Origin of the sequence: Stenotrophomonas sp. (assembly GCF_032066555.1) — a bacterium.
In the GTDB taxonomy this organism is placed as follows: Bacteria; Pseudomonadota; Gammaproteobacteria; order Xanthomonadales; family Xanthomonadaceae; genus Stenotrophomonas.
On the sequence record NZ_DAMBKV010000014.1, the window covers coordinates 54,242 to 73,712 of the forward strand.

Sequence of the window (19,471 nt, forward strand, 5' to 3'; positions counted from 1 at the left end):
ATGGCTGTTACCCGAATTGATGAATGCTTCGACCGCCTGCGTAGCTCCGGCCGCAAGGCACTGATTCCCTTTATTACCGCCGGCGATCCCTCGCTGGAGGCGACCGTGCCGGTGATGCATGCGCTGGTTGAGGCTGGTGCTGACGTAATCGAGCTTGGTGTGCCGTTCTCCGACCCGATGGCCGATGGCCCAACCATCCAGCGCAGTTCGGAACGCGCCTTGGAACGCGGGGCGGGGCGGCAATACGTGCTGGATACGGTGGCGCGTTTCCGCCAGACCGACACGACAACCCCGGTGGTGTTGATGGGTTATCTGAATCCGGTCGAGATCCGTGGCTATGCGCGTTATGCCGAGGAGGCAGTGGCCGCAGGCGTGGACGGCATTCTGCTGGTCGATCTGCCGCCGGAAGAGGCTGATGAGCCGCGCGCCGCGTTTGCGGCCGCCGGGCTGGCCTTGATTCTGCTGGCCTCGCCGACCAGCAGTGATGCGCGCCTGGACAGTCTGTGCCAGACGGCGCAGGGCTATCTGTATTACGTGAGCTTTGCCGGGGTGACCGGCGCGTCCGAACGCCTGGACAGTACGGCCGCCAGCGAGCGCCTGCGCCTGTTGCGTAGTCGTTCAAGTGCACCGGTGGTAGCCGGCTTCGGCATCAAGGACGCGGCCAGTGCGGCGGCGATGGCGGTGGATGCTGATGGCGTGGTGGTTGGCAGTGCGCTGGTCTCGGCAATGGTTGAGACGGCGGACCCGGCGGCTGCGGCGGCGACGTTCCTCAAGCCGCTGCGCGAAGCCCTCGATCGCTGAGCCGCGTGACCGGTAGTGCCGAGCCATGCTCGGCAGGGGCTTTCCCGGTAAAGGTGCAATGTAGTGCCGAGCCATGCTCGGCAGGGGCTTTCCCGGTAAAGGTGCAATGTAGTGCCGAGCCATGCTCGGCAGGGGCTTTCCGGGTAAAGGTGCAATGTAGTGCCGAGCCATGCTCGGCAGGAGCTTTCCCGGTAATGCCCCTTGCCGAGCATGGCTCGGCACTACAGGGGGCTAAACATACGCGGCAGTAGGGGTTGCGCCAGATTCGGTGCTGCGACTTGGTCGCACTGGTGAGCTAGACTGTGGGCCCTGTCGTGGCCGCAAGGCCGCCCTGAACGGAATTGTCATCCCGCATGAGTTGGCTCAGCAAGTTGATGCCGTCCGGCATCCGTACCGACAACACGCCCTCCAAAAAACGCAGCGTCCCCGAGGGGCTGTGGGAAAAATGCAATAGCTGCGGCGCGGCCCTGTACCGCCCGGAGCTGGAAGAAAACCTTGAGGTCTGCCCGAAATGCGGGCACCACATGGCCATCCGCGCGCGCGCGCGTCTGGCCGCGCTGTTCGATGCGGACAGCACCAGCGAGATCGCCGCCCGCCTCGGGCCGACCGATGTGCTCAAGTTCAAGGACCAGAAAAAGTACGTCGAGCGCATCAAGGCCAGCCAGAAGAGCACCGGCGAGTACGATGCGCTGGTGGCCATGCGCGGCCTGCTGAAGGGGCGCCCGTTGGTGGCGTCGTCCTTCGATTTCGCCTTCATGGGCGGCTCGATGGGGTCGGTGGTCGGTGAGCGTTTCGCCCTGGCTGCGGAAACCGCGCTGGAGATCGGTTCTCCTTATGTGTGCTTCTCCGCCTCCGGTGGTGCGCGTATGCAGGAGGGCCTGTTCTCGCTGATGCAGATGGCCAAGACCTCGGCCGCGCTGGCCAAGCTGCGCGAAGCCGGTCTGCCGTACATCTCGGTGCTGACCCATCCCACCACCGGTGGCGTGTCGGCCTCGTTCGCGATGCTGGGTGATATCAACATCGCCGAGCCGCAGGCGCTGATCGGCTTTGCCGGCCCGCGCGTGATCGAACAGACCGTGCGCGAGAAGCTGCCGGAAGGCTTCCAGCGTTCGGAGTTCCTGCTCGAGCACGGTGCCATCGACCAGATCTGCGACCGTCGCGAAATGCGTGACCGCCTGGCCGACCTGCTGGCCATGCTCGGCCGTCAGCCGCAGCACGAAGAAGCCGCTGCCTGATGAGTACGCGCAAGTATTTTGGTACCGACGGCATCCGCGGCCGGGTCGGCAAGGGCGTCATTTCCGCCGATTTCGTGCTGCGGGTCGGCAATGCGCTGGGGCGTGTGCTGGTTGCACGCAGTGGCGACGCCCAGCCGACCGTGGTGATCGGCAAGGACACGCGCATCTCCGGCTATATGTTCGAGTCGGCGCTGGAAGCGGGCCTGGTTGCCGCAGGCGCCAACGTGCAGCTGATCGGGCCGATGCCGACCCCTGCGGTGGCCTTCCTGGCGCATACGCTGGGTGCCGATGCCGGCATCGTCATCAGTGCCTCGCACAACCCGCACTACGACAACGGCATCAAGTTCTTCTCGGCCGAGGGCGAAAAGCTCGATGACGCGACCGAGCTGGCACTTGAGGCGGCGATGGACCAGCCGTTTTCGACGGTGGAATCCGAGCAGTTGGGCAAGGCGGTGCGGGCGCGCGATGCGGTCGGCCGTTACATCGAGTTCTGCAAGGCCAGCGTGCCGCGTGATTTCTATCTGCGCGGGCTCAAGGTCGTGCTCGATTGCGCCCATGGTGCTACCTACCACGTCGCACCGCTGCTGTTCCGTGAGCTGGGCGCGGACGTGACCGCGATCGGCGCCGAGCCGAATGGCATCAACATCAACGATGGCGTTGGCTCCATGCACATCGACAACCTGGCGCGCAAAGTGACCGAGGTTGGCGCCGATATCGGCATTGCCTTCGATGGCGATGGCGACCGCGTGTTGATGGTCGATCACACCGGTGCTGCGGTGGATGGCGACGGCTTGCTGTACGTGCTGGCCAGGGCATGGCAGGCCAATGGCCGCCTGCGTGGTCCGGTAGTCGGTACGCTGATGACCAATTACGGGCTGGAGCAGGCGCTGGAGCGTCTCGGCATCCCGTTCATCCGTGCCAATGTCGGCGACCGCTATGTGCATCAGGCCCTGGTTGAAGGCAATGGGGTGCTTGGCGGTGAGGCTTCCGGTCATATTCTGTGCCTGGACCGGGCGACCACTGGCGATGCCATCGTCAGTGCACTGCAGGTGCTGCAAGTGCTGGGTGACGCTGGCGTCAGTCTGCGCCAGGCACTGCAGGGCCTGGTGATGGTGCCGCAGAAGACGATCAATGTGCGCCTGGAGACGGGTGCGCGCGAAGTGGTCGCGAGTGCGCCGGTACAGGCCGCGCTGGCTGCCGCGCAGGCGGCGGTGGCCGGGCGGGGCAGGGCATTCCTGCGGCCGTCGGGTACCGAGCCGGTGGTGCGGGTCACAGTCGAGGCCGATGAGGCCGGGTTGATGAGCGCTACGCTTGAGGCGCTGGCCGCTGCGGTTCGTTCGGCTGCCGCACAGGTTTGAGCTGGATCATAGTGGTGTTGCCGGGACGTCGGTTTCAATAGCCGGCGTCCCGTTCCCTTCTTTGGAGTTTTGTATGAGTTCCCGCATTCCCACCCTCGACATCACCCGTTTCGATACCGACCGTGACGCCTTCGTGGCTGAGCTGGGCGCGGCGTATCGTCAGTGGGGTTTTGCGGGCATTCGCAACCACGGCATACCACAGGCGGAAATCGACGCCGCATATGACGTGTTCAAGACATTCTTCGCGTTGCCGGAAGATGTGAAGAAGCAGTATCACATCGCCGGCGGTGGCGGTGCGCGTGGCTATACCCAGTTCGGCGTGGAAACCGCCAAGGGTTCCAAGCACTTCGATCTGAAGGAGTTCTGGCATATCGGTCGCGAGATCGCCGACGACTCCAAGTACCGCGAAGTGATGCCGCCGAACCTGTGGCCCAGCGAGGTGCCGGGGTTCAAGGAGCATGGCTACGGCCTGTACCAGAAGCTGGACCAGCTGGGCTCGCGGGTGCTGTCGGCGCTGGCCCTGCATATCGGTCTGCCGGAGAACTACTTCGCAGACAAGACCAACAACGGCAACTCGATCCTGCGCCCGATCCACTATCCGCCGATCACCACCGATGACATCCCCAACGTGCGCGCTGGCGCACATGGCGACATCAATTTCATCACCTTGCTGGTCGGTGCCAGTGCGGCTGGTCTGGAAGTGCAGTCGCATGAAGGTGAGTGGGTCCCGTTCACCTCGGATGCCGACACCATCGTGGTCAACATCGGCGACATGCTGCAGCGCCTGACCAACCATGTGTACCCGTCCACCATTCACCGCGTGGTCAATCCCCCGGGTGAGCTGGCACGCCAGCCGCGCTACTCGGTGCCGTTCTTCCTGCATCCGAATCCGGATTTCCTGATCGACGTGCTGCCATCGTGCATCACTGCCGAAAACCCGAGTCGCTACCCGCAGGCGATCACCGCCCACGGTTTCCTGGAAGAGCGCCTGCGTGAGATCAAGCTGAAGTAAGGCGGGGTCGGCCCTACGGCCTGTTGCATGAACGCCGCCGCGGCCCCTGGCCCGGCGGCGTTTTTTTTGCATCTTGTCTTCCGTTGTCTGCAGTTTGTCCTGTTTATGTCCGCATATCGGCTATCCTTTGCCGATACTTTTCATCGGGGAGTTATGCCTGAATGCGCCAAAGAATCGTTGCAGGTAACTGGAAGCTGCACGGCAGCCGTCAATTCGCCACCGACCTGGTCGGGCAGGTGGCCGCCGGTCTGCCGTTGCCGGGGGTGCGTCTGGTGATCCTGCCGCCGCTGCCGTATCTGGGCGATCTGGTCGAGGATTTCGAGGCGACCGAGCTGGCGTTTGGCTCGCAGGATGTCAGCAGCAACGAGAAGGGCGCCTATACCGGCGAGGTGTCAGCCAGCATGCTGGTGGACGTTGGCGCCACCCACGGCCTGGTCGGGCATTCCGAGCGCCGCCAGTACCATCACGAGAGTAGTGAGCTGGTGGCGCGGAAATTCGTGGCCGCCATCAATGCTGGCCTGGTTCCAGTCTTATGCGTTGGTGAGACGCTGGAGCAGCGTGAAGCAGGGCAGACCGAGTTGGTGATTGCCTCCCAGTTGGCGCCGGTGCTGGAGCTTGCCGGGGTGCAGGCCTTCGCCAAGGCCATTGTGGCCTATGAGCCGGTGTGGGCGATTGGCACGGGTCGCACGGCGACGCCAGAGCAGGCGCAGGCGGTGCATGCGTTCATTCGTGGCGTAGTGGCAGAGCGCGATGCTAGAATTGCGGATTCGTTGTCGATCCTTTATGGCGGCAGCGTCAAGCCCGACAACGCAGCAGAGCTGTTTTCACAGCCTGACGTAGATGGCGGGCTGGTAGGTGGCGCTTCGCTGGTGGCGGCTGATTTTCTGGCCATCGCGAGGGCAGCGGCCGGTCGCTAACGGGTAATTGTCCGGGACGGATTTCAAATGCTGATGTTGATCCTCAATGTGGTCTATGTGCTGGTGGCGCTCGCGATGATCGCGCTGATCCTGATGCAGCGTGGTTCGGGTGCTGCCGCGGGTTCGGGTTTTGGCGCGGGCGCGTCGGGCACGGTGTTTGGCGCGCGTGGTGCGTCCAACTTCCTGTCCAAGAGCACCAAATGGCTGGCCGTGGTGTTCTTCGGCATCAGCTTGTTCATGGCCTGGTATGCCAGCCACGGTTCGCGTCCGGCGGACCAGGGTGTTGGCCTGATGGGTGCGGTTGAGGCGGCTGCTCCGGCAGCGACGCCGGCGGCACCGGCGGGTGAGTTGCAGTCCGTTCCGGCCGCCCCGGCGGCGGCAGCGGTGGGTGAAGTGCCGCAGGCGACGGCTCCGGCGGAAAATATTCCCGCCAAGAGCGAAGAAAAGCCCGCTGAACCCGCACAGAAAGACTGAAGACGGTTACAATACGCGGCGCACTGCGAAGCAGCTGTGCTGACGTAAGCCCAGGTGGCGGAATTGGTAGACGCACTACCTTGAGGTGGTAGCGACGAGAGTCGTAGGGGTTCGAGTCCCCTCTTGGGCACCATTGTTTTATGCGGGTACACGGGTTGCAGCAGCGGCCCGTCGTGGCAAGTCCCGTTCATCCCCCATGCCTTGGCACCTGCAGGTGTCCCGGGCAGAGGCAAGAGAGAATCGCTGTGCTGGCCGAATATTTGCCGTCTCTGCTGTTTCTGATCGTCGCCACCGGCATTGGCGTCACGCTGATGTTGATCGGTCGGTTCCTCGCTCCGCGTTCGCCGGACACCGAGAAACTCTCCGCCTACGAGTGTGGCTTCGAGGCGTTCGAGAACGCGCGCATGAAGTTCGACGTGCGCTACTACCTCATCGCCATCCAGTTCATCGTCTTTGACCTGGAAATCATCTTTATTGTGCCTTGGACCCAGGTGTTCATGGAGCTCGGCGCGCGTTCGCTGGTCACCATGGGCCTGTTCGTGGGCATGCTGTTCCTCGGCTTTATCTACGTGTGGAAGAAGGGAGCGCTGGAATGGGAGTGATCCAAACTCTCGACGGCCTGATGAACAACCCCGTCCCGGAAGGGCGGGTTGATGACATTCTGCGGCCTGAAGGCGACAACCCCCTGCTCGAGAAGGGCTATGTGACCACCAGCGTTGACGCGCTGTTGAACTGGGCACGTACCGGCTCGATGTGGCCCATGACCTTCGGTCTGGCCTGCTGTGCGGTGGAGATGATGCATGCCGGTGCAGCGCGTCTGGACCTGGACCGCTACGGTGTGGTGTTCCGCCCCTCGCCGCGTCAGTCCGACGTGATGATCGTGGCCGGCACCTTGGTCAACAAGATGGCCCCGGCGCTGCGCAAGGTCTACGACCAGATGCCGGACCCGAAGTGGGTCATCTCGATGGGTAGCTGCGCCAATGGTGGCGGTTATTACCATTATTCCTATGCCGTGGTGCGCGGTTGTGATCGCGTGGTGCCAGTGGACGTGTATGTCCCGGGTTGCCCGCCGACAGCCGAAGCGCTGGTGTACGGCATCTTGCAGCTGCAGAAGAAGATCTGGCGTACCCAGACCATCGCACGCTGACCCCCTTTCAAATCAAGAGCACGCCAGCCCCCATGGCCCAGCAAGCACCTTCTCTCATCGATAAACTTCGCGCCCGTTTTGCCGGTGCGCAGGTTGTGGTGGTCGAACCGCGCGGCGAAGTAACGCTGGAAGTGGCTGTTGCCGATTGGCACGCAACCGCTCTGGCATTGCGTGACGAACTCGGTTTCGAACATGCCACCGACCTGTGCGGCGTCGATTACCTCGGCTACGGCAGCGACGAGTGGGATACCTCGGACGTTTCCTCGCATGGCTTCAGCCGTGGCGTGGAAGGCAGTGGCGCCGGTCGTTTCGCCTGGGGTGAATTCCCCAGTCACGAAACTGCCGAGGGCGCGCAGCCGGACGCCATGCCGAAGCAGCGCTTTGCGGTGGTCTGCCAGCTGCGTTCCTACCAGCACAACCAGCTGCTGCGCATCCGCTGCTACGCGCCGAGCGAGTCGCTGCCGGTGGTGGCCTCGCTGACCGATATCTACCCGGGCCTGAACTGGTTCGAGCGCGAAGCGTTCGACCTGTACGGCGTGATCTTCGAAGGTCACCCGGACCTGCGTCGCATCCTGACCGACTACGGTTTCGTGGGCCATCCTTTCCGCAAGGATTTCCCGCTGATCGGCAACGTCGAAGTGCGTTACGACGAAGAAAAGAAGCGTGTGGTCTACGAGCCGGTGACTTCGGTCGAGCCGCGCGTAGGCGTGCCGCGTGTTATCCGCGACGATGCCCGTTTCCAGACCGCTGAAGGCGAGCGCGCGCAGACGGAGGCAAGCAAGTGAGTGCGGACGTAAAGAGGGAATTCCACCAGGCCTCGCAGGCCTTTGCGAGCAATCCTGCCGAAGCGAAGCAGGAGATCCGCAACTACACGATGAATTTCGGCCCGCAGCATCCGGCCGCGCACGGTGTGCTGCGCCTGATCCTGGAAATGGATGGCGAAACCATCATGCGCGCCGATCCGCATATCGGCCTGCTGCACCGCGCGACCGAAAAGCTGGCCGAGTCCAAGCCGTTCAACCAGTCGATCGGTTATATGGATCGCCTGGATTACTGCTCGATGATGTGCAACGAGCACGCCTATGTCCGCGCCATCGAAACCCTGGTGGGTATCGAAGTGCCGGAGCGTGCGCAGTACATCCGTACCCTGTTCGATGAAGTCACCCGCATCCTGAATCACCTGATGTGGCTGGGCTCCAACGGCCTGGATCTGGGGGCGATGGCGGTAATGCTGTACGCCTTCCGTGAGCGCGAAGAGCTGATGGATTGCTATGAGGCAGTCTCCGGCGCGCGCATGCACGCGGCGTACTACCGTCCGGGCGGCGTGTACCGCGACCTGCCGGACACCATGCCCAAGTACAAGGAGTCGCGTTGGCACAAGGGCAATGCGCTCAAGCGCCTGAACGCCTCGCGCGAGGGCTCGCTGCTCGACTTCCTGGAGAACTTCACCAATGAGTTCCCCAAGCGCGTCGACGAATACGAAACCCTGCTGACCGACAACCGTATCTGGAAGCAGCGTACCGTTGGCATCGGCGTGATCACCCCGGAGCACGCGCTGGCCTGGGGCATGACCGGCGTGATGCTGCGCGGCTCGGGCATTGCCTGGGACCTGCGCAAGAAGCAGCCGTATGCCAAGTACGACGCGGTCGATTTCGACCTGCCGCTGGGTACCAACGGTGACTGCTACGACCGTTACCTGGTCCGCGTTGCCGAGATGCGCGAATCCAACCGCATCATCAAGCAGTGCGTGCAGTGGCTGAAGGCCAACCCCGGCCCGGTGATGGTCAAGAACTTCAAGGTCGCCCCGCCGGCTCGCGCCGAGATGAAGGACGACATGGAAGCGCTGATCCATCACTTCAAGCTGTTCAGTGAAGGCTACTGCGTCCCGGCTGGTGAAACCTATGCAGCGGTCGAAGCGCCCAAGGGCGAGTTCGGTTGCTACCTGGTGTCCGACGGTGCCAACAAGCCGTTCCGCGCGCACCTGCGCGCACCGGGCTTCGCCCACCTGTCGTCGATCGATTCGGTCGTGCGCGGCCACATGCTGGCCGACGTGGTGGCGATGATCGGTACCTACGACCTGGTGTTCGGTGAGGTTGACCGGTAATGCCGGCGAGCCACACATCGCCCGTTGCCTGCGCAGCCCTGCTGCCGCAGGCATCGGTTTTTCAGAATTTGGTATTCGTTGAGGTCGGCCGATGAAGGCGACGGGTAATTACGAGGCGGCGCGCGACGTCGACCCGATGGTGGTGTTGAGCGACAAGACACGCGCTCACATCGATCACTGGCTGACCAAGTTCCCGCCGGAGCGCAAGCGTTCGGCGGTGCTGCAGGGTCTGCATGCCGCGCAGGAGCAGAACCAGGGCTGGCTGAGCGACGAGCTGATCGCCGCTGTTGCCAAGTACCTGGACCTGCCGTTCGTGTGGGCCTACGAGGTTGCCACCTTCTACTCGATGTTCGAGACCGAGAAGGTGGGCCGCAACAACGTCGCCATCTGCACCAACATCAGCTGCTGGCTCAACGGCGCCGACGACATCGTCCGCCACTGCGAGAAGAAGCTGGGCATCAAGCACGGTGAATCGACTGCAGACGGCCGCGTCTACCTCAAGAAAGAGGAAGAGTGCCTGGCTGGCTGCGCGGGCGCACCGATGATGGTCATCAACGGTCATTACCACGAGCGCCTGACGCTGGACCAGGTCGACGCGCTGCTGGACGGGCTGGAGTAAGGCATGGCACACCACGAATCCAAGGGCCCGGTCGGACCGGCGCCGCTTCCGCACAACGTGGTTTACACCACGCTGCACTACGACACCCCGTGGTCGTACGAAAGCTATCTGAAGACCGGTGGCTACGCCGCGCTGCGCAAGATCATCGAAGAGAAGATCGCGCCGGCCGACGTCATCGAGATGGTCAAGCAGTCCGGCCTGCGCGGCCGCGGCGGCGCAGGCTTCCCGACCGGCCTGAAGTGGTCCTTCATGCCCAAGGGCGATGTGCAGAAGTACATCCTGTGCAACTCGGATGAATCCGAGCCGGGTACCTGCAAGGACCGCGACATCCTGCGCTACAACCCGCACTCGGTGGTGGAAGGCATGGCGATCGCCTGCTACGCCACCGGTTCGACCGTGGGCTACAACTACCTGCGTGGTGAGTTCCACCACGAGCCGTTCGAGCATTTCGAGCAGGCCCTGGCCGATGCCTACAAGCACGGCTGGCTGGGCAAGAACGTGCTGGGCAGCGGCGTAGACATCGACATTTATGGCGCACTCGGCGCTGGCGCCTACATCTGCGGCGAAGAAACCGCATTGATGGAGTCGCTGGAAGGCAAGAAGGGCCAGCCGCGTTACAAGCCGCCGTTCCCGGCCAACTTCGGCCTGTACGGCAAGCCATCGACGATCAACAACACCGAAACCTATGGTTCGGTGCCGGCGATCATCCGCAACGGCCCGGAATGGTTCAAGAACCTGAGCCTGACCAACAACGGTGGCCCGAAGTGCTTCTCGGTCTCCGGTTGCGTGACCAAGGGCGGCAATTTCGAAGTGCCGTTGGGCACCACCTTTGATGACCTGCTGGCGATGGCCGGTGGTCTGCGTCCGGGCCGTACGCTGAAGGCGGCGATTCCGGGCGGCGTGTCGATGCCGGTGCTGACCGCCGAGCAGCTCAAGGGCCTGCCGATGGACTACGACACCATCCGCGCACTGGGCTCGGGCCTGGGTTCGGGGGCCATCGTGGTGCTGGATGACAGCGTCTGCTGCGTCAAGTTCGCCTGTCGCATCAGCCAGTTCTTCCACAAGGAATCCTGTGGCCAGTGCACCCCGTGCCGTGAGGGCACCGGCTGGATGCACCGCGTGCTGGAGCGCATCGTTGCCGGCCAGGCCACGATGGAAGACCTGCATCAGCTGAAGACGGTGGCCGGCCAGATCGAAGGCCACACCATCTGTGCGTTCGGTGAGGCGGCAGCGTGGCCGATCCAAGGCTTCCTGCGCCAGTTCTGGAACGAATTCGAGTACTACATCGTCAACGGTCATTCGATGGTTGACGGCAAGAAGGTGGAGGCTGCTGCCGCATGAGCGCGCAACCGGTAAATCCCAACGTACCGCCGGATCACGTCACCATCGATATCGATGGCCAAACCCTGGTCGTACCCAAGGGTTCGATGATCATCCAGGCCGCCGACAAGGCCGGCATTCCGATTCCGCGCTTCTGCTACCACGAGAAGCTGCCGATCGCCGCCAACTGCCGCATGTGCCTGGTCGACGTTGAAAAGTCGCCCAAGCCGTCGCCGGCCTGTGCCACCCCGGTCATGGATGGCATGAAGATCCAGACCCGCAATGAAAAGGCGCTCAAGTACCAGCGTTCGGTGATGGAGTTCCTGCTCATCAACCACCCGCTGGACTGCCCAATCTGCGATCAGGGTGGCGAGTGCGAGCTGCAGGACGTGTCGCTGGGCTACGGCCGCTCGGTCAGCCGCTTCAACGAGCGCAAGCGCGTTGTGGTCGACGAGGACATGGGGCCGCTGGTCGCCACCGAGATGACCCGCTGCATCCAGTGCACCCGCTGCGTGCGCTTCACCGCTGAAGTCGCTGGCACCTACGAGCTGGGTGGCATGTCGCGCGGTGAAAACCTGCAGATCGGCACCTACGACGGCAAGCCCTTGACCACCGAGCTGTCCGGCAACGTCATCGACGTGTGCCCGGTCGGTGCGCTGACCAACAAGGTATTCCAGTTCAAGGCACGTCCGTGGGAACTGACCGCACGCGAGTCGCTGGGTTACCACGACGCGATGGGTTCCAACCTGTTCCTGCACGTGCGTCGCGGCGAAGTGCTGCGCGCCGTGCCGCGTGACAACGAGCTGGTTAACGAGTGCTGGCTGTCGGACCGTGACCGTTATTCGCACCAGGGCCTGTATTCGGCTGATCGCGCGGTCAAGCCGCTGCAGAAGGTCAATGGCGAGTGGAAGGAAGTGAGCTGGGCCGAAGGCTTGGCCGCTGCCCGTGAAATCTTCGAAGCCAACCGTGGCGACGAGCTCGGCGTGCTGGTGCACCCGGCGACGTCGAACGAGGAGGGCGCATTGCTGGCCCGCCTGGCCGCTGGCCTGGGTTCGAACAACATCGACCACCGCATCAACAACCGCGATTTCTCCGACGCCCCGGTTGCCGAAGTGTTCGGCATGTCGTTGGCCGAGATCGAGCACGCCGACCAGATCGTTGTGCTGGGTAGCAATATCCGCCACGAACTGCCGCTGCTGCACGCTCGCCTGCGCAAGGCACAGACCACCAACGGCGCCAAGATCCATTCGATCAACCCGGTCGATTTCGACTTCGCGTTCAAGCTGGCTGGCAAGCACATCGTTGCACCGTCACGCTTCGTCGAGACGCTGGGCAACGCGCAGCTGGTCGATGCAGTGAAGGCTGGCAACAACACCGTCATCATCGTCGGTGCGATTGCCGAGAATCATCCGCAGGCTGCTGCGATCCGTTCGGCCGCCAGCGCGTTTGCCGCTGCCACCGGCGCCAAGCTGTGCCGCATCCCGCAGGGTGCCAATGCCGTGGGCCTGGCCCAGGCTGGCGTGCTGCCGGCCGGCAAGGACGTCAATGCAATGCTGGCGCAGCCGCGCAAGGCCTATGCCCTGTACGGCATCGAGCCGGGCTTGGACTTCGCCGATACCGCCGCTGCCCGCAAGGCGCTGGCCGGTGCCAAGGTTGTGGCCTTCAGCCACTTCGCCTGCACCTCGACCCGCGATGTGGCCGATGTGATCCTGCCGATCGGCGCGCTGCCGGAAATCGACGCAACGCTGACCAATCTGGACGGCCGCAACCAGGTCGCCCGTGCGGGCGGCAAGCTGCAGGGCGAGGCCCGCGAGGGCTGGCGCGTACTGCGTGCGCTGGGTGGTGACATGCAGCTGGCCGGTTTCGGTTTCACCGATCTGGCGGGCCTGCGTGCTGGCCTGCAGCCGGTCGCGGTCAAGGTGGCTGCTTCGGCGCAGCCGCAGCTGGCGGGCGAGGGCTTTGAAGTGGCCTCTACCCCGGCGATCTACCGCACCGATGCCGTCGTGCGTCGTGCGCAGGCATTGCAGTCGCATCCGCTCAACAATGAGCCGCGTATCGTGCTCAATGCCGATGACGCCGCGCGCCTGCAGCTGAGCGAAGGCCAGATGGCCAAGGTCGGTACCGACGCCGGTCGCGCCACCCTGTCGGTGGTGGTCGATGCGCGCGTTGCCGCCGGCACGGTTTGGATTGAATCGGGCCACGGCGCAACCGCGCCGCTGGGTGCCGCTCGGGTAACGGTGGTGGCTGCATGAACGAGTTGCTGTTGAACGCGATCGATCCCTTGTACCAGTGGTTCATGGCCCTGGGCGACATCGGCATCGTGCTGTGGACGGTGATCAAGATTCTCTTGATCGCCATGCCGGTGATCATTTCGGTTGCCTTCTACGTGCTGTGGGAGCGCAAGCTGATCGGCTGGATGCATGTCCGCCACGGGCCGATGTATGTCGGTCTGGGTGGCCTGCTGCAGGCCTTCGCCGACGTCACCAAGCTGTTGTTCAAGGAAATCATCGCTCCGGCCAGCGCACACAAGGCGATGTACATCATCGCCCCGCTGATTGTGCTGGCCCCGTCGTTCGCGGCGTGGGCGGTGGTTCCGTTCGACTACAAGCTGGTGCTGTCCAACGCCAACGTGGGCCTGCTGTACCTGCTGGCGATGACCTCGCTGGGCGTGTACGGCGTAATCCTGGCCGGTTGGGCCTCCAACTCCAAGTACGCCTTCCTCGGTGCGATGCGTTCGGCCGCACAGGTGGTCAGCTACGAAATCGCAATGGGCTTCGCTCTGGTCGGCGTGATGATCGCCGCCGGCAGCCTGAACCTGACCGACATCGTGCTGGCGCAGAAGGGTAATTCGGGTCTGTTCGACTGGTTCCTGCTGCCGCTGCTGCCGCTGTTCGTCGTGTACTGGGTGTCCGGCGTTGCAGAAACCAACCGCGCGCCGTTCGACGTGGTCGAAGGCGAGTCGGAAATCGTGGCCGGCCACATGGTGGAGTACTCCGGCGGTGCGTTCGCACTGTTCTTCCTGGCCGAGTACGCCAACATGATCCTGGTCAGCTTCCTGATCTCGATCTTCTTCCTCGGTGGCTGGTTGAGCCCGCTCCAGGGTTGGATCACGGCAGACATCTCGCCGTGGATCAACTGGATCTGGACCGGCGGCTGGCCGTGGCTGCTGCTGAAGGTGCTGTTCTTCGCCAGTGCGTACATCTGGTTCCGTGCCAGCTTCCCGCGCTTCCGCTATGACCAGATCATGCGTCTGGGCTGGAAGGTGTTCATCCCGCTGACCATTTTCTGGATCGCGGTGACGGCACTGATGGTGTTCTACGGCGTGATCCAGAAGGGCGTTTGATTCATGAATAAGATCACCCACTATTTCAAAAGTCTGTTGCTGCTCGAGTTGCTCGGTGGCCTGTGGCTGACGCTGAAGTACGCGTTCAAGCCCAAGTACACCGTGATGTACCCGATGGAGAAATTCCCGCAGTCGCCGCGCTTCCGTGGCCTGCATGCCCTGCGCCGTTACCCCAACGGTGAAGAGCGCTGCATCGCCTGCAAGCTGTGCGAAGCGGTGTGCCCGGCACTGGCCATCACCATCGACTCGGCCAAGCGCGAAGACGGCACCCGCCGCACCACGCGTTACGAGATCGATCTGTTCAAGTGCATCTTCTGCGGCTTCTGCGAAGAAAGCTGCCCGGTGGACTCGATCGTCGAGACCCACATTCTCGAGTACCACTTCGAGAAGCGTGGCGAGAACATCATCACCAAGCCGCAGCTGCTGGCACTGGGCGACCGGCTTGAAGCCGAAATCGCCGAGCGCCGCGCCGCCGACGCCGCCTTCCGCTGAGGTCTTGAGATGGATTGGGTAAATATTTGTTTCTGGTTCTTCTCCATCATTGCCGGCATTTCCGCGGCAGCGGTGATCAGTGTGCGCAACCCGGTATACGCCGTGCTGTGCTTGATCCTGACGTTCTTCTCCATCGCCTGCGTCTGGCTGCTGGTGGGGGCGGAGTTCCTTGGCGTCACCCTGGTGCTGGTCTATGTCGGCGCGGTGATGGTGTTGTTCCTGTTCGTGGTGATGATGTTGGACATCGACACCACCAACCTGCGTGAAGGCTGGGTGCGCTACCTGCCGGTCGGCCTGGTGGTCGCGGTGGTGATGCTGGTGCAGATGCTGACCCTGATCGGGGTCAAGGCGCGCACCGCACCGTTCCCGGTGGACAACGCCGCGGCGGTGGCTGCCGATACGTCGAACATCACCTGGCTGGCACGCAGCCTGTTCACCGAATACCTGCTGCCGTTCGAGTTTGCTGCCGTGATCCTGACCGTGGCCGTGGTGGCAGCCGTGATGCTGACCCTGCGCCGTCGCCAGGGCCTGAAGACGCAGAACCCGACCGCACAGACCATGACCAAGGCAAAAGATCGCCTGCGCATGGTCAAGATGGCCGCCGAAAAGCCGGTGGTGCAGGTCGATACGCAACATGACGGTGGCGAGGAGGCCAAGCCATGATTTCCCTGGGCCATATGCTCGCACTCGGTGCGGTGATGTTCTGCATCAGCGTTGCCGGCATCTTCCTCAACCGGAAGAACATCATCGTGCTGTTGATGTCGATCGAACTGATGCTGCTGTCGGTGAACATCAACTTCATCGCCTTCTCGCGTGAGCTCGGCGACACCGCCGGTCAGCTGTTCGTGTTCTTCATCCTGACCGTGGCCGCAGCCGAAGCTGCAATCGGCCTCGCGATCCTGGTGACCTTGTTCCGTACTCGCCACACCATCAACGTGGGCGAAGTCGATTCGCTGAAGGGCTGATCCGAAGATGGAAATCACTCTCTCCAAGAGTCTGTTGATTGCAGTGGTGCTGGCACCACTGTTCGGCAGCATCATCGCCGGCCTGTTCGGTCGTCAGGTGGGGCGCAAGGGCGCCCAGTACATCACCATTCTGGGCGTGGCGATCAGCTGCGGCCTGTCGGCCTACATCTTCTCCCAGCTGTTGTGGGGTGGGGCGCAGCCGTTCAACCAGAACGTCTACACCTTCTTTGAAGTCGGCCAATATGCGGCGCATGTCGGTTTCATGATCGATCGCCTGACCGCGATGATGATGGTGGTGGTGACCTTCGTGTCGCTGCTGGTGCATATCTACTCGATCGGCTACATGGCCGAGGACGATGGCTACCAGCGCTTCTTCAGCTATATCTCGCTGTTCACCTTCTCGATGCTCACCCTGGTGATGAGCAACAACTTCCTGCAGCTGTTCTTCGGCTGGGAAGCGGTGGGCCTGGTGTCGTACCTGCTGATCGGTTTCTACTTCAAGAAGCCCACGGCCATCTTCGCCAACATGAAGGCCTTCCTGGTCAACCGCGTTGGTGACTTCGGCTTCCTGCTCGGCATCGCCGGCATCCTGTGGGCCTTCGGTTCGCTGGATTACGCCACCGTGTTCGCCAACGCCAGTACCGTGCTGGGCTCGGATGTGACCGGTCACGCGATGGTGCAGCTGATCGGCGATCACCAGTGGAGCGTAGCGACCATCATCTGCATCTGCCTGTTCATCGGTGCGATGGGCAAGTCGGCACAGGTTCCGCTGCACGTGTGGCTGCCGGACTCGATGGAAGGCCCGACCCCGATCTCGGCGCTGATCCACGCCGCGACCATGGTCACCGCGGGCATCTTCATGGTCACCCGCATGTCGCCGCTGTTCGAGCTGTCGCAGACCGCGCTGGACTTCATCCTGTTCATCGGTGCCACCACCGCGTTCTTCACCGGCCTGATCGGCATCGTGCAGACCGACATCAAGCGTGTGGTTGCGTATTCCACGCTGTCGCAGCTGGGCTACATGACGGTTGCACTCGGTGTGTCGGCCTACTCGGGCGCGGTATTCCACCTGATGACCCACGCCTTCTTCAAGGCACTGCTGTTCCTGGGTGCCGGTTCGGTCATCATGGGCATGCACCATGAGCAGAACATGATGAAGATGGGCGGCCTGCGCAAATACATGCCGGTTACCCACATCACCATGTGGATCGGTACGCTGGCCCTGGTGGGGACGCCGTTCTTCTCGGGTTTCTACTCGAAGGACACCATCATCGAAGCGGCCGCGATGCATGCGCACGCTGCCGAGGCTGGCTGGGTTGCCCTGTACGGTTACTGGGCGGTGCTCGGTGGCGTCATCGTCACCAGCTTCTACAGCTTCCGCCTGCTGTTCCTGACCTTCTTCGGCAAGGAACGCTTCCGCGACGCACACGATGATCACCACGCTGATCATGGCCACGGCCACGATGACCACCACGGTCATGGTGCGCACGAGCCGCACGAGTCGCCGCTGGTGGTGACCGTGCCGCTGATCCTGCTTGCCATCCCGTCCATCCTCATCGGCTTCTTCACCATTGGCCCGATGCTGTTTGGTACCGGCTGGGATGGTCATGCTGCCGCTGCTGGCATCCCCGGCCAGGCCATGTCGTTCTTCACCGGCATCGTCGATTTCTACGACCCGGCGCGCGACACCATCGCCGAGGTGGGCAAGGAGTTCTGGCACGGTTCGGTGGCCTATGCGATACACGGCATGCAGATGCCGGCGTTCTGGCTGACCGTTGCAGGTTTCGCGCTGGCCTGGGTGTTCTACATCTGGAAGCCGGAACTGGCAGGGCAGGCTCGCAAGACCCTGGCACCGGTGGTTTCGGTGCTGGAAAACAAGTACGGCTTCGACAAGCTCTGGATCGACGGCTTTGCCGGCGGTGGTGTGCAGCTCGGCAAGGCCGCCCGTGCCGTTGATAGCACGGTCGTTGATGGGGTGATGGTCAATGGTTCGGCGCGTCTGGTCGACCTGGCTGCCAACCTGTTGCGCCGCACCCAATCCGGTTTCCTCTACCACTACGCGTTCGCGATGATCATCGGCCTGATTGCCCTGTTGGGCGTGCTGATGCATTTCTGGCGTTGACCTGTACGGAATAGAAGACGTGTCGAACTGGCCTCTACTTAGTATCCTCATCTGGCTGCCGATCCTCGGCGGTGCGTTGATCCTCGCTGTGCGCAACGCCCAGGCCGCCCGTTGGGCGTCCCTGGCGGTGGCATTGCTCACCTTCCTGCTCAGCCTCGGCCTGCTCAGCGGTTACGACCGCGGCGCTGCCGATGTGATGCAGTTCGTCGAACAGCACCCGTGGATCCCGGCGTTCGACATCGGCTACAACCTGGCCGTCGACGGCATCGCCATCGCCCTGATCCTGCTGACCACGCTGATCGGCGTGCTGGCACTGATCGGCGCCTGGGGCGTGGTCGACAAGCGCGTCAACCAGTACGTGGCCGCCTTCCTGATCCTGGAAGGCGTGACGGTCGGCATCTTCGCCGCGACCGACGCGATGCTGTTCTACGTGTTCTTCGAAGCCATGCTGATCCCGATGTTCCTGATCATCGGTGTCTGGGGCGGCCCGCGTCGTATCTACGCAGCCATGAAGTTCTTCCTGTACACCTTCCTCGGCTCGGTGCTGATGCTGGTGGCGCTGATCTACCTGTACCTGAAGGGCGGCAGCTTCCAGCTGGTCGACCTGTACCAGCTGCAGCTCTCTGCCAAGGAGCAGACCTGGATATTCTTCGCGTTCCTGATCGCCTTCGCGGTCAAGGTGCCGATGTTCCCGGTGCACACCTGGCTGCCGGACGCGCACGTGGAAGCGCCCACCGCCGGTTCGGTGATCCTGGCCGCGATCGCACTGAAGATCGGTGGCTACGGTTTCCTGCGCTTCAACCTGCCGATCGTTCCCGATGCCAGCCACGAGTGGGCATGGCTGGTGATCGCGCTGTCGCTGGTGGCGGTGATCTACGTCGGCCTGGTGGCGATGGTGCAGGACGACATGAAGAAGCTGATCGCTTATTCGTCGGTCGCGCACATGGGTTTCGTCACCCTGGGTACCTTCACCGCACTGTGGCTGGTGCGTGACGCCGGCAATGCCGACGCCGCCCGCCTGGGCCTGCAGGGCGCGATGGTGCAGATGGTTTCGCACGGTTTCGTGTCCGGTGCGATGTTCTCCTGCGTAGGCGTGCTGTACGACCGCATGCACAGCCGCCGCATCGCCGACTACGGCGGCGTGGTCAACGTCATGCCCTGGTTTGCCGCCTTCGCGCTGCTGTTCTTCATGGCCAACTCCGGCCTGCCGGGTACCAGTGGCTTCGTCGGCGAGTTCATGATCGTGCTGGCTGCGTTCCAGTGGAACCCGCTGGTGGCACTGGGTGCTGCGACCACGTTGATCATCAGCGCTGCTTACTCGCTGTGGCTGTACAAGCGTGTGTTCTTCGGTGAGGTGGGCAATGCGCACGTTGCCGAACTGAAGGACATGAATGGTCGTGAGTGGCTGGTAATGGGCGTGTTTGCCGTTGGCACCTTGGTGCTGGGCTTCTATCCCAAGCCGCTGACCGACCTGATGGAGCCGTCCATCGCCCATCTGGCGATGCAGATCGCTTCGAGCAAGCTGCTGTAAGCGGCCCGTCGAGAGTATTGATTCCAGGATT

Annotated in this window: 19 protein-coding genes and 1 tRNA gene; all 20 read left to right on the forward strand. The window is 62.9% G+C overall.

Annotated features, from left to right (window positions below; translation table 11 throughout):
• The 20 genes from trpA to RT131_RS15060 all read left to right on the forward strand — a co-directional run bounded on the left by trpA (window position 1) and on the right by RT131_RS15060 (window position 19,440).
• Complete coding sequence (gene trpA / locus RT131_RS14965; RefSeq protein WP_313173590.1) at window positions 1–801, forward strand: tryptophan synthase subunit alpha; 801 nt, start codon at window positions 1–3, stop codon at window positions 799–801.
• Window positions 802–1,154: 353 nt separating this feature from the next.
• Complete coding sequence (gene accD, locus RT131_RS14970; RefSeq protein ID WP_313173591.1) at window positions 1,155–2,036, forward strand: acetyl-CoA carboxylase, carboxyltransferase subunit beta; 882 nt, start codon at window positions 1,155–1,157, stop codon at window positions 2,034–2,036.
• Window positions 2,036–3,394, forward strand: coding sequence for a phosphoglucosamine mutase (gene glmM / locus RT131_RS14975; protein WP_313173592.1), 1,359 nt, complete (start codon window positions 2,036–2,038; stop codon window positions 3,392–3,394). Before accD ends, glmM begins: the two co-directional genes overlap by 1 nt.
• A gap of 73 nt (window positions 3,395–3,467) precedes the next feature.
• Window positions 3,468–4,406 (forward strand): 2-oxoglutarate and iron-dependent oxygenase domain-containing protein, encoded by a 939-nt coding sequence (locus RT131_RS14980; RefSeq protein WP_313173593.1) that lies wholly within the window; start codon window positions 3,468–3,470, stop codon window positions 4,404–4,406.
• 161 nt (window positions 4,407–4,567) lie between these two features.
• Window positions 4,568–5,323 carry a triose-phosphate isomerase gene (tpiA, locus tag RT131_RS14985; RefSeq protein ID WP_313173594.1) on the forward strand — a complete coding sequence of 252 codons (756 nt, stop codon included), beginning with the start codon at window positions 4,568–4,570 and terminating at the stop codon, window positions 5,321–5,323.
• Window positions 5,324–5,350: 27 nt separating this feature from the next.
• Window positions 5,351–5,797, forward strand: a complete 447-nt coding sequence (secG, locus tag RT131_RS14990) for a preprotein translocase subunit SecG (RefSeq protein WP_313173595.1) — start codon at window positions 5,351–5,353, stop codon at window positions 5,795–5,797.
• Window positions 5,798–5,845: 48 nt separating this feature from the next.
• A tRNA-Leu gene (locus RT131_RS14995) sits at window positions 5,846–5,930 on the forward strand.
• Between the two features lie 112 nt (window positions 5,931–6,042).
• Window positions 6,043–6,399: an NADH-quinone oxidoreductase subunit A gene (locus RT131_RS15000; RefSeq protein WP_057626704.1), complete on the forward strand. Its 357-nt coding sequence runs from the start codon at window positions 6,043–6,045 to the stop codon at window positions 6,397–6,399.
• Window positions 6,390–6,944 carry an NADH-quinone oxidoreductase subunit B gene (locus tag RT131_RS15005; RefSeq protein ID WP_017354657.1) on the forward strand — a complete coding sequence of 185 codons (555 nt, stop codon included), beginning with the start codon at window positions 6,390–6,392 and terminating at the stop codon, window positions 6,942–6,944. The genes RT131_RS15000 and RT131_RS15005 overlap by 10 nt, the downstream gene beginning before the upstream one ends.
• Window positions 6,945–6,976: 32 nt before the next feature.
• On the forward strand, window positions 6,977–7,729 hold the full coding sequence (locus tag RT131_RS15010; RefSeq protein ID WP_313173596.1) for an NADH-quinone oxidoreductase subunit C: 753 nt from the start codon (window positions 6,977–6,979) through the stop codon (window positions 7,727–7,729).
• A gap of 89 nt (window positions 7,730–7,818) precedes the next feature.
• A complete protein-coding gene (locus RT131_RS15015) occupies window positions 7,819–9,048 on the forward strand; it encodes an NADH-quinone oxidoreductase subunit D (RefSeq protein ID WP_313173623.1) in 1,230 nt (409 codons plus the stop codon).
• 91 nt (window positions 9,049–9,139) lie between these two features.
• Window positions 9,140–9,667 (forward strand): NADH-quinone oxidoreductase subunit NuoE, encoded by a 528-nt coding sequence (nuoE, locus tag RT131_RS15020; RefSeq protein ID WP_313173597.1) that lies wholly within the window; start codon window positions 9,140–9,142, stop codon window positions 9,665–9,667.
• Between the two features lie 3 nt (window positions 9,668–9,670).
• Complete coding sequence (gene nuoF, locus RT131_RS15025; RefSeq protein WP_313173598.1) at window positions 9,671–11,008, forward strand: NADH-quinone oxidoreductase subunit NuoF; 1,338 nt, start codon at window positions 9,671–9,673, stop codon at window positions 11,006–11,008.
• Window positions 11,005–13,239 carry an NADH-quinone oxidoreductase subunit NuoG gene (nuoG, locus tag RT131_RS15030; protein WP_313173599.1) on the forward strand — a complete coding sequence of 745 codons (2,235 nt, stop codon included), beginning with the start codon at window positions 11,005–11,007 and terminating at the stop codon, window positions 13,237–13,239. Before nuoF ends, nuoG begins: the two co-directional genes overlap by 4 nt.
• Window positions 13,236–14,330, forward strand: a complete 1,095-nt coding sequence (gene nuoH / locus RT131_RS15035; protein WP_313173600.1) for an NADH-quinone oxidoreductase subunit NuoH — start codon at window positions 13,236–13,238, stop codon at window positions 14,328–14,330. Before nuoG ends, nuoH begins: the two co-directional genes overlap by 4 nt.
• A 3-nt stretch (window positions 14,331–14,333) precedes the next feature.
• Window positions 14,334–14,822, forward strand: a complete 489-nt coding sequence (gene nuoI, locus RT131_RS15040) for an NADH-quinone oxidoreductase subunit NuoI (protein ID WP_057626697.1) — start codon at window positions 14,334–14,336, stop codon at window positions 14,820–14,822.
• A gap of 9 nt (window positions 14,823–14,831) precedes the next feature.
• Entirely contained in the window at window positions 14,832–15,485 is a 654-nt protein-coding gene (locus RT131_RS15045; RefSeq protein WP_313173601.1) for an NADH-quinone oxidoreductase subunit J, read from the forward strand.
• Window positions 15,482–15,787, forward strand: a complete 306-nt coding sequence (nuoK, locus tag RT131_RS15050; RefSeq protein ID WP_054656949.1) for an NADH-quinone oxidoreductase subunit NuoK — start codon at window positions 15,482–15,484, stop codon at window positions 15,785–15,787. The genes RT131_RS15045 and nuoK overlap by 4 nt, the downstream gene beginning before the upstream one ends.
• Before the next feature lie 7 nt (window positions 15,788–15,794).
• Window positions 15,795–17,909, forward strand: a complete 2,115-nt coding sequence (gene nuoL, locus RT131_RS15055; RefSeq protein ID WP_313173602.1) for an NADH-quinone oxidoreductase subunit L — start codon at window positions 15,795–15,797, stop codon at window positions 17,907–17,909.
• Between the two features lie 19 nt (window positions 17,910–17,928).
• The gene (locus RT131_RS15060) at window positions 17,929–19,440 is read left to right on the forward strand and encodes an NADH-quinone oxidoreductase subunit M (protein WP_313173603.1); all 1,512 of its coding nucleotides are present in this window, start codon (window positions 17,929–17,931) and stop codon (window positions 19,438–19,440) included.
• The last annotated feature ends 31 nt before the right edge of the window (window positions 19,441–19,471 follow it).

Excerpts from the sequence above, each read along its gene's own strand:
- nuoE (WP_313173597.1), top strand. The coding sequence starts at position 9,140 with ATGAAGGCGACGGGTAATTACGAGGCGGCGCGCGACGTCGACCCGATG.
- nuoH (WP_313173600.1), top strand. The coding sequence starts at position 13,236 with ATGAACGAGTTGCTGTTGAACGCGATCGATCCCTTGTACCAGTGGTTC.
- RT131_RS15005 (WP_017354657.1), top strand. The coding sequence starts at position 6,390 with ATGGGAGTGATCCAAACTCTCGACGGCCTGATGAACAACCCCGTCCCG.
- nuoG (WP_313173599.1), top strand. The coding sequence starts at position 11,005 with ATGAGCGCGCAACCGGTAAATCCCAACGTACCGCCGGATCACGTCACC.
- secG (WP_313173595.1), top strand. The coding sequence starts at position 5,351 with ATGCTGATGTTGATCCTCAATGTGGTCTATGTGCTGGTGGCGCTCGCG.
- RT131_RS15015 (WP_313173623.1), top strand. The coding sequence starts at position 7,819 with ATGAATTTCGGCCCGCAGCATCCGGCCGCGCACGGTGTGCTGCGCCTG.
- RT131_RS15045 (WP_313173601.1), top strand. The coding sequence starts at position 14,832 with ATGGATTGGGTAAATATTTGTTTCTGGTTCTTCTCCATCATTGCCGGC.
- glmM (WP_313173592.1), top strand. The coding sequence starts at position 2,036 with ATGAGTACGCGCAAGTATTTTGGTACCGACGGCATCCGCGGCCGGGTC.
- trpA (WP_313173590.1), top strand. The coding sequence starts at position 1 with ATGGCTGTTACCCGAATTGATGAATGCTTCGACCGCCTGCGTAGCTCC.
- RT131_RS14980 (WP_313173593.1), top strand. The coding sequence starts at position 3,468 with ATGAGTTCCCGCATTCCCACCCTCGACATCACCCGTTTCGATACCGAC.
- tpiA (WP_313173594.1), top strand. The coding sequence starts at position 4,568 with ATGCGCCAAAGAATCGTTGCAGGTAACTGGAAGCTGCACGGCAGCCGT.
- nuoL (WP_313173602.1), top strand. The coding sequence starts at position 15,795 with ATGGAAATCACTCTCTCCAAGAGTCTGTTGATTGCAGTGGTGCTGGCA.
- RT131_RS15010 (WP_313173596.1), top strand. The coding sequence starts at position 6,977 with ATGGCCCAGCAAGCACCTTCTCTCATCGATAAACTTCGCGCCCGTTTT.
- accD (WP_313173591.1), top strand. The coding sequence starts at position 1,155 with ATGAGTTGGCTCAGCAAGTTGATGCCGTCCGGCATCCGTACCGACAAC.
- nuoF (WP_313173598.1), top strand. The coding sequence starts at position 9,671 with ATGGCACACCACGAATCCAAGGGCCCGGTCGGACCGGCGCCGCTTCCG.
- nuoI (WP_057626697.1), top strand. The coding sequence starts at position 14,334 with ATGAATAAGATCACCCACTATTTCAAAAGTCTGTTGCTGCTCGAGTTG.
- nuoK (WP_054656949.1), top strand. The coding sequence starts at position 15,482 with ATGATTTCCCTGGGCCATATGCTCGCACTCGGTGCGGTGATGTTCTGC.